Genomic DNA, 7752 nt, shown 5'->3' with positions numbered 1-7752 from the left:
GTCAAGCTGCCGAACTCGGCAGGTGTACCGCAAATCAAGCCCGGTGCGGCCATCACCGTCGGCTGGGAGACGCAGGATTGTCGTGCTCTCGATGCGTCGAACGCCTCGGAAATCTCACCACCCTAGCGGCGCGACCGCTGCTATTTCTCAACGCCGCAACCGGCTTTCGGACGGCACACATGGAGAGCCAAGATGATGAAATCATTCGTGAATGTCGTCAGCGCAGCAGCCAGCCTTGCAGCGGTTGCGTTGATGCCGGTGGGGCCTGCTTTCGCGGCCGACCAGCTGACGGTCACTTCATTCGGCGGCGCCTACCAGGCAAGTGTTCGCAAGGCGTATTTCGAGCCCTTCATGAAGGCCACCGGCGTCAAGATCACAGAAGACGAGTACAACGGCGAGGTTGCCAAGCTCCGTGCCATGGTCAAATCCAAGACCGTGACCTGGGACGTGGTCGACACGGCCCTGGACTCGGCCATGTTGCTGTGCGCCGAGGGCCTTGTGGAGATGATCGACTGGAAGAAGCTGGGCATCGACCGGTCCAAGTTGACTTGGAGCGACAAGCAGGACTGTGGGGTGCCCTACGTCATCTCTAGCTTTGTTATCGCCTATGACAAGAGCAAGCTGCCGAACCCGCCGAAGACCATCGCCGACTTCTTTGACACGCAGAAGTTTCCAGGCAAGCGTGGGCTAAAAAAGGTTCCTGACAAAGCTCTGGAATGGGCGCTGATCGCCGATGGCGTCGCAGTCAAGGACGTTTACAAGGTGCTCAACACGCCCGAGGGTGTGGACCGTGCCTTCAAGAAGCTCGACACGATCAAAAAGGACATCGTCTGGTATCAGAGTAACGCCCAGCCAACGCAGCTTCTCGCTGATGGTCAGGTCGTCATGACCTCGACGCCGCACGGCCGCATCTACGATGCCGTCAAGAACTCGGGCAAGACCTTCGAGATCATGTGGGATGCCCAGCACCAGGAGCCGGGTATATGGACTATTCCCAAGGGCAGTCCACGCCTGGACGCCGCCTACAAGTTTCTCACCTTCGCCGCCACACCCCAGCCGCAAGCCCGCCTGAGTGCCTCCTTGCCCTACGCGCCGGCTAACAAAGACGCAATGGCGCTCGTCGATCCGGCAATCCTGCCCTACCTTCCGACTGCGCTCGACCACATGGCCAATGCTCTGCTGAGAGACGCAGGCTTCTGGGCTGAGAAGGGTGACGAGCTGCGCCAGCGCTTCAACGCCTGGCTCGCGAAGTAGAGAAGTTCACCGCTCGACGCGGAGCTTCGTCGTTCTCAACTTGAACAGTCAATTCGAAGGGAAGAAGGCAATGTCAATTACGGCCGCACAATTCGGCAACGTGCCCGCGGAGATTCCGCTGCGCATCAGGCTGCAGCGGGTTGAGCGCCGGCGGAAGCTGAGGGCCGTTACCCTCGTCCTGCCGCTTCTGCTGTTCATTCTCGTCGCTTTCATCTTGCCGATCGGCAAGATGATGTTCAACGCGGTTCACGACGATACGCTGCTGACCCTGATGCCGCGAACAACGGCGGCGCTTAGCGCTTGGGACGGAAAGGACCTGCCCGACGAGCGGGCCTATGCCGCTCTGGCCGGAGACCTCAAGCAAGCTGTGGCAAAAAAAACCATAGGATCGATCGCCAAGCGAGTAAATTATGAGCTACCCGGGGTCAACAGCCATATCACGTTGAGTGCCCGAAAAGTTAACGAGCTTGAAACCGGCCCCTACAAAGAAGCGCTGATCGACATCAATCCGCTCTGGGCGCGGCACGACGTCTGGAGCCTGCTCAAGCGGGGAACGTCGGCCTATACTGCCTTTTACCTGCTTCGTTCGGTTGATCTTCAGTATGGCCCCGACAGCCGGATTGTCGCCTCTCCGTCGGAGAATGCGATTTTCCGTGACGTCTTCCTGCGTACGCTCGGCATCAGTCTCGGCGTGACCGCGGCGACTCTGCTGCTGGCTTTCCCGGTGGCCTATCTCCTGGCGACATTGCCGCTTCGGACCAGCAACCTGCTGATGATCATGGTCCTGCTACCGCTTTGGACCTCGGTGTTGGTGCGCACCATTGCCTGGGTCGTCCTACTGCAGCAGCACGGCTTGGTCAATGACTTGCTGATGGGGCTGCACATCATCTCGCAGCCGGCCGAGCTCATTTACAACCGGATCGGCACGGTGGTGGCCATGACCCACATCCAGCTGCCGTTCATGCTCATGCCGATCTACAGCGTGATGAGGACAATCCCACCCAGCCATGTCCGGGCTGCCCGCTCGCTTGGGGCCGGGCCATTTTATGCGTTCTGGAAAGTCTACTTTCCCCAAACGCTTCCCGGAATCGCCGCCGGTTGCCTTTTGACCTTCATTCTGTGCCTTGGCTACTACATTACGCCAGCACTCGTTGGGGGGGCGGGCGACCAGATGGTCAGCTATTTCGTCGCCCTGTACACGAACGAGGAGCTGAATTGGGGCATGGCCTCGGCGCTCGGCGCCATCCTGCTCACCGCGACGCTGCTGCTCTACTATGTTTTCAACAAGCTGGTCGGCGTCGACCGGCTCAAGATGGGGTAAACGTTATGACCAGTCCCGCCTATGCATTTGCGATCGAAAAGATCTGGTACTACGTCCATCGGCTGATCTGCGCGGCAATCCTGCTGTTCCTGATCGCACCGATCCTCGTGATCATCCCGCTCTCGTTCAATTCTGAGCCGTTCTTCAGCTACCCCATGCCTGGGCTCTCGCTGCGCTGGTATCGAGAGTTTTTTCTCACCGACCGATGGCAGGGCGCGCTGCACAATTCTATTTTCATCGCGCTATCCGTCACGCTGCTGTCGACCGTCTTGGGCACCCTTGCCGCGCTCGGACTGAGCCGACCAAACTTCCCCTGGCGAACGGCGGTGATGGGCTTGCTGATCTCGCCCATGATTGTGCCTGTCGTGATCACGGCGATCGGCGTGTATTTCTTCTATGCGGATGTCGGGTTGCTGAGCACGTACACCGGGCTGATCTTGGCGCACACGACACTGGCCACTCCGTTCGTCGTCATCACTGTGACCGCAACCCTTCAGGGTTTCGACCACTCGCTGACCCGCGCCGCTGCCGGGCTGGGCGCGCCGCCGACCACGATCTTTTTCAAGGTCGTCCTGCCGCTCATCCTGCCAGGCATGATCTCCGGTGCGCTCTTCGCCTTCCTCACCTCTTTCGACGATGTGGTTGTCGCCCTCTTCGTAGCCAGCGTGGAACAACGAACCTTGCCGAGGGCGATGTTTTCCGGCATCCGGGAGGAAATAAGTCCGACCATCACTGCAGCTGCCACCGTCCTGGTCGTGTTCTCCGTCGTCATGTTGGCGACGGTCGAACTGTTGCGTCGGCGTTCAGAGCGACTGCGCGGCATCCGCCCTTGAGGAGATCCGCGATTCCCTTACTTCGCATGCGTGGACGCGCGCGATGGGCTCGCGTCGCAGATCGAGCAATGCGTTTTGCGGTTGCAGACTTTCTTCAATCGGGACGTCTCTTGGTTTCGACGGTCTCATCGAATTCACTCAAATGAAAGGAAGAGCAGAATGGAAAATGCACAACGAATCTCAGCGGCCGCACCAAGCCGAGAGCATTTGGCTTGCGTGCAAGGTCGAATTAGCTTTGCTGAACCCGCACTCGGCGACAGAGCTCCGGCAAGCGTTGCGCCTTACGGATACGAAATTCCCTTCGCCGATTACGAGGTCACCATTCGCGATGCACGTCCAATCGTGGATGGGCTATCGCTTGACAAGGAAGGCTTCACGCTCATTCAGCACAAAGTATCCTGCTTGGTCGAACGGGATCCGGAGATCTTCAAGAGGAGGTATTTGGACGAAATGACTCCGTTCATCAAGGACTATTTCAAAGCGTCGTGGGTCACGACCTCGGACCTGGGCGGCGTCAGTCTTCGTTCTCTCGGGGGGGCCTTTTTTCGCGGCCCGACGACGGATGGTACGGATCAGACGGATGCGGGGAAACGTGCGATAAGAAAGTTCGGCGCCAGTTACGCACACTGTGATTACTCTCCTGTCGCCGGTCCTCAGGTTGCGGCGCGCGACAACCAAGTTCAGGGCAATGAGATTCGGGCATATTCCCGCTTGATGATCATTCAAACTTGGCGCGTTCTTTCGCCGCCTCCGCAAGACTTCCCTCTGGCGTTCTGCGATGCCTCCTCCATTTCAGAGACGGATCTGGTCGAAGCGCCCCAGATCAAGTACGGAACCAGCATCAGGATTTCGCTTCCTCGCTACAACCCAGCTCAGCGTTGGTACTACTTGCCCGACATGAAGCCGGACGAGTTGTATCTGTTCAAGGGCTATGACTCCGAGATGCACTACAAACCGTGGGCACCTCACTCGGCATTCGACAACCGTCGTACGTATCCCGATGCAAAGCCCCGCGAGAGTGTTGAGACGAGGTTCTTTGTCTACTATGAATGAGCGGCTAGGGCGCCACTGGACGCTCTCGGCCAGGCTCCTCTTCGCCTGTCAGGCAAGGACACCTTTCACGCTTCGAGAACGGCCAATCCCTTCACCGGCGAGGGGCAGGCACTCACTCGGACCACAGTCACTCGGACCATCTACGTTTCAATAGTCCTAAAAGTGGAACTATAAGCGCCGCGGAACCCAGTTCCCGGGCAGCGCATGCCACGCTCGTACGATGCCGCAGGTCGTCAAGAGTCGCATGGCGAGATTCGCTCCGGGCGATTTCGTGTTCAATACCAATGTGTGGCCCGAGTACGGCCTCATGGGTGAGGGCGTGCCGGGTCCCGCGTACATGATTTCTCGAAAGCTCGACCCGGAGCAGGGCACCGATGCCATCGGCTTGCTCGGAATGCTGAGGCTCACAGCGTATACCGAAGGATCGTCCATTGTGACCCAAAGCCACCGGCGACACGGTTGTCGTCTCTGCAGCGTCCAGCGGGTGTCGGCCCCCGATCGCGGGGCAGCTAGCGCGGCTGCGTAGTGCGTGCGTACCGTGCATCACGGGCGAACGTGCCGCTTCGTGACGGACGCTCTGCGTTTCGACAACTGGATATCCTACCTTTTGCCGAGCTCTGCGAAACCTGGAGACGGCGTGTCCGACGGGCATCGACGTCAATTTCGAAAATGTCGGTAGGAAGGTATTCGAAGCAGCCCTCCCCCTTCAATCTGGGCTTACGTATGACGCTCTGCGGCCTGATCAGTCACTATGGTGATGAACCGGTCAAAACGCGTGGTCGCTGCGAACACCGACGCGCGGCAGCGCGGGCGGCGTCACTGTCACGAATCTCTTGGCCAATGAATACGTAGAGAGTCAGCACGACGCGATGCTCGCGGAAACGGCGCCAACCGTCGCTTCGGGTCACATCAAATAGCTCGAGAACATCCGCCAAGGTCAACCTTCCACTCGCTTTCGTCGAGATGTTGAGGGGGTGGAGACTTCGGGAAGATGCTTGTGCAGATGGGGAAGAGACCCAACAGTGGCGACGGTGTAGCCACGGAGTGGCAGATCAACCGGATAGCCGACCTAACCTCTCACTGTGATCGATACGAACAGCTGCCGGCATCTCTAAGAAACGACGGCTCAGCTAGGAACGCTTCACCAGGGGATCGTCTCGCCCGAGAACCGAGTGAACGCGCCGCTGATCTCCGGCGTGAGCTGACCGATCCGCTTGATGATGCCTGCCGCGCTTTCTTCGGGAGAGATCGAGGTTGGCGAGTCGATCGCGCCCTGACCTGCCATGTCGGTTCGCACCCAGCCGGGGTCCAAGATGGCGACAACCACACCGTACTCCCCCCAGTCACGCGATAGCGAACGCATGCCCATGTTGAGGGCCGCTTTGGAGGCGCGGTAAGCGTATCTCTCGTGGGCGTTGACGGCTTTCGGCCAATCCTTGCTGATCGAACCATAGGAACTGCTAATGGCGACCAGCTTCTTGTCATGGCCGGCCTTCAGGTTGGTCAAGAGTGCCTGCGAGAGGAGCATGGGCCCGAGCGCATTCACGCGCATGCACTGAATCCAGTTGTCGCTATCGATCTCGTAGGCCGTCTGGGGTTTGGGACTGCCATTGATCCCCGCGTTGTGAAGCACGATGTCGATCGGCTCATGATTCAGCACGCGCTTAACGACGTTGATCGAAGCTTCGTTTCCGATGTCGAGCGGTAGGATCCGCACGCGGCCACCGGACGCCGCAGTCATCTTGTTCAGCTCGTCGGCCCTTGCCGGCTCGCGGCAGCAGGCAATCACCTGGGTCCCACTATCGGCATACTGCCTCGCGAGGGCAAGACCGACACCCCGGTTCGCGCCAGTGATCAGGACTGTGGTCATCGCGTGAAGCCTTCTCAAAAAAAATATGCTTAAGCATAAGCGCGACGCATGGATAGCATGTCGCGAATCGGGGTGCAGTTGCGCGGAATTTCTGCAAGAGAAACCTGCTTCATGCCGGATTTCACTGCTTGGTTGGGGCGGCCCGCGGCACCGACAATTACCGGCCAACTTGCACGCAAACTCCTTCTTCAGCTAACGGTCGTACTCGGCTTGCGAAAAGGTACAGTTTTGATGACGAGGGTTACCAAGAATCAGCATCGATCTAGCCATTCACTCGACGCGAACGCCTCGATTGCCTGCCGATGGACTTGGTGCGATCTCCAGGCGACCATTTCCTTCCAGTCCGTGAATTCCGGGTAGTAGTGTGCCCGGCCCTCTTTGCGGATTTGGCGACCCAGTTCGGAATCGATGGCGTCCGGCCGATACTTGAACAACCAGTGGTCCTTTCGCAGTTGAAGACGGGCACGCGGGCGCGGGTAGGTCCCGTATTCGAGTGCGATGTACACGTGGCGATCGCCCAAAAGACGTTCCCAGTAGGCGTCTACGCTGCCCGGGATGGGAGCCGATGACGAGGTACCCACGAGCGGCGAGGTCACGGAGCTGCCGAAGATCTTCACGGCACGCTCATAGCCATCGGTCCCGGACGTTTCCTCGCATTGCAATTCGCCGTAGCCGTAAGGGCCAAGGCCCGTGTGGTAGTCGACAATGATGACCTGTTCGCGCGATACGATGTCGTAGTCCTTAACGACCTGCTCGAGCGTGCGACGCGCTTCGGTGGGCTCCGTCCCGCCGTAGAACAAGCCGCCGGGCCGGGTGTATTGCCCACTGACCACGCCTTGCAGGAATGCCTGCTCGCCATTCTTGTTCTGGTACTGCTTAATGGCGGCCTCCGCGTCGCGAATCGCCTCGTCAGAAATCTCGCGGGTAACCAGCAGTTCGTCCAGCTCCTCGTAGCGCGTGTTGCAGGGAATTGGCTTGGAAAAGTCGACGAAGTTCCGGTTGAGATCGACCCCTTCTGCGGTCACCCGCCGATCCCACGCGAAGCCGTAGCAGTTGAGCGCATGAACAACGAGCACGGCGCAGGACGGCGTCAGCCCTTTCTGGAAGCCGGCCTGGAGGAACAGGAGCTGACTCGCCGAGCCGCAGTAGCCTTCCACGCCGTGCGTACCCGACACGAGTACCAAGACCTTCTTGGCGTCTTGCGGCCCGTACCAGGCTACGTCGGTGAACAGGGATTCTCCCGAGGGGCCCTTGAAGCTGGACTCGTAGGGGCGCGACTCCGCCGCTGCTGCAAGGAATTTCCGGCGAGCTTCGCAGTAGCTTGCGGAAAAGGCAGTTGTAGCAACTTGCTGTGCGGATTCGAGGTTCATGGTCGAAACTGTATGCACACTCGTGCAACGGTTCAGTGCAACTGGATGCGC

6 protein-coding genes are annotated in these 7752 nt (G+C 59.2%); 4 read left to right on the top strand and 2 right to left on the bottom strand.

Annotated elements, in window-relative coordinates; genetic code table 11:
- Positions 1-207: 207 nt before the first annotated feature.
- The 4 genes from HNE04_RS21460 (at position 208) to HNE04_RS21445 (ending at position 4461) form a co-directional block, all read left to right on the top strand.
- Positions 208-1254 (top strand): ABC transporter substrate-binding protein, encoded by a 1047-nt coding sequence (locus HNE04_RS21460; RefSeq protein ID WP_328700382.1) that lies wholly within the window; start codon positions 208-210, stop codon positions 1252-1254.
- A 70-nt stretch (positions 1255-1324) separates the two neighbouring features.
- Positions 1325-2575, top strand: coding sequence for an ABC transporter permease (locus tag HNE04_RS21455; RefSeq protein WP_172223806.1), 1251 nt, complete (start codon positions 1325-1327; stop codon positions 2573-2575).
- 5 nt (positions 2576-2580) lie between these two features.
- The gene (locus HNE04_RS21450; protein ID WP_172223803.1) at positions 2581-3408 is read left to right on the top strand and encodes an ABC transporter permease; all 828 of its coding nucleotides are present in this window, start codon (positions 2581-2583) and stop codon (positions 3406-3408) included.
- 159 nt (positions 3409-3567) lie between these two features.
- Entirely contained in the window at positions 3568-4461 is an 894-nt protein-coding gene (locus tag HNE04_RS21445) for a CmcJ/NvfI family oxidoreductase (protein ID WP_172223802.1), read from the top strand.
- A gap of 1141 nt (positions 4462-5602) precedes the next feature.
- Here the strand turns inward: HNE04_RS21445 and HNE04_RS21440 are convergent.
- Together HNE04_RS21440 and HNE04_RS21435 are read right to left on the bottom strand one after the other, a co-directional pair.
- Positions 5603-6331, bottom strand: a complete 729-nt coding sequence (locus tag HNE04_RS21440) for an SDR family oxidoreductase (protein WP_172223799.1) — start codon at positions 6329-6331, stop codon at positions 5603-5605.
- A 251-nt stretch (positions 6332-6582) separates the two neighbouring features.
- On the bottom strand, positions 6583-7701 hold the full coding sequence (locus HNE04_RS21435; protein WP_172223797.1) for a M14 family metallopeptidase: 1119 nt from the start codon (positions 7699-7701) through the stop codon (positions 6583-6585).
- Positions 7702-7752: the final 51 nt, after the last annotated feature.

This window comes from Caenimonas soli, assembly GCF_013155545.1.
GTDB classification, from domain to species: domain Bacteria; phylum Pseudomonadota; class Gammaproteobacteria; order Burkholderiales; family Burkholderiaceae_C; genus Ramlibacter; species Ramlibacter soli.
This window is presented reverse-complemented; position numbering and strand designations above follow the sequence as displayed.